This window comes from Bacillus sp. AP50, from assembly GCF_040492675.1.
Taxonomy (GTDB): Bacteria; Bacillota; Bacilli; order Bacillales; family Bacillaceae_G; genus Bacillus_A; species Bacillus_A cereus.
Window position 1 is genome coordinate 1 of the sequence record NZ_JBEUTW010000428.1, and the last position, 1599, is coordinate 1599.

Here is a 1599-nt window from a genome sequence, read left to right on the forward strand (position 1 = left end):
TGAGCAGTTAACTTTTGTTAGCTGCTCTTTATATGTACAAGGTACTCAATTAACTGGTTCACATATAATATCTTGAGTTCCTTTCTTTATAAAATAGTCGTTATAAAATGAGTCTCGTCACGAGAGCACTTTATTAAGTGCTCTTTTTATATTCCAACTTAATACAAAATGAAATTTTTATTAAGTTGCACCCACATAACATGTGGAGTCTTGTGCATACTATAACTGTAACTTAAAGTTACATATCCGAACTTGTAGGGCCTAATTTCTTTTGTACAACAAATAGTTAGCTAATTAGAGATGGCTGCTTTGTTGTGCAAAATAAGATTTTTATTTCTCAACAACCATTATTGGAATTAAAATCCTAATAATGGTGTATAGTGACTAGCTAGTCACTATACACATTCAAAGCGTTCATAAAGGCACACTTATATGTTGGCTTTATTTTTTATTACAATTAAACTTTCAAACTACAACATTCTAAAACAGTATGCATATAATGCTTTGATTTCTCTTTCAAAATATATCTTGTTTTAGAGCGCCTTAAAAAGCGCTCTTTATATTTGTCAATAAACATTTTGCTCAAATATACTCACGACATGCATATTTACTAGGATAAACATTATACTAGTGCAAGAAATATTTTATCCATATTTATAAGGAGGGTTTTTTCATTAATACAACTTTAATTTCCCATTTTTACAATGAAGAGTATCTACTCCCATGGTGGCTAATGCACCACACAAGACTATTTGATCACGGTATTCTTATTAATCGAGGATCTACTGATCGCTCAGTAGAAATATGTAGATTATTTGCACCTCATTGGGAAATCCGCCATTCAAAAGTAGTAGAGTTTGATGCCATATTAGTTGATCAAGAAGTAATGAACATAGAAAAAGAAATTACAGGGTGGAAAATGGTATTAAATACCACTGAATTTCTTTGCTGTTTTGATAAGGAAGCCTTTTTCTCATCTCTTGTCACTTTAGGGCAAAACATGTATGCTATTAGGACTATTCTGATGGTAGATGACCCTACTCATGGTTATTCCAATCCGAGATACGGAATTCCCCTTGTCAAACAGCGTTATCACGGGAGAATAATCCATCCTACTCCACCTGCCCCATACTACGGAGGTAGACTAATCCACAATTATTCGCATGGTAACTATATAGCCGGAAGGCATTGGTCAAATCATTCCTTTATCGTTTACATGTACCCTGCTTTCGTTTTAAAATTCTTTTACAGTCCATGGAACATAGCTATGAAAAATCGAAAATTACAAATTGGTCCAACCCTTTCTAAACATAGCATACAGAAGGGCTTAGGTACGCATCACCTAGTTACACTAGCTGAATTAGAAACAAAATATAAATCCTTTGCAAGTACAACTGTTGACCTTCGATTAATCCCAGAATATCAAGTTTTATTTCCAGATTTATGTTTCCCTAACTATTAATACATCTAAAAAGAACTTTTTGGGACTTCCTATACAATCCTTGCTTTCGAGTGAGAACCAACTCTTATTAAAATAGCGTTTTGGTTCAAATTCACTTTCTTACTCTATAACCTCATACATTTGGAACTATATAGAAA

General features: G+C 33.1%; 1 protein-coding gene. It reads left to right on the top strand.

The features are described from left to right. Positions 1-733 precede the first annotated feature (733 nt). On the top strand, positions 734-1462 hold the full coding sequence (locus ABWK52_RS23960; protein WP_000546552.1) for a hypothetical protein: 729 nt from the start codon (positions 734-736) through the stop codon (positions 1460-1462). The last annotated feature ends 137 nt before the right edge of the window (positions 1463-1599 follow it).

Excerpts from the sequence above, each read along its gene's own strand:
- ABWK52_RS23960 (WP_000546552.1), top strand. The coding sequence starts at position 734 with ATGCACCACACAAGACTATTTGATCACGGTATTCTTATTAATCGAGGA.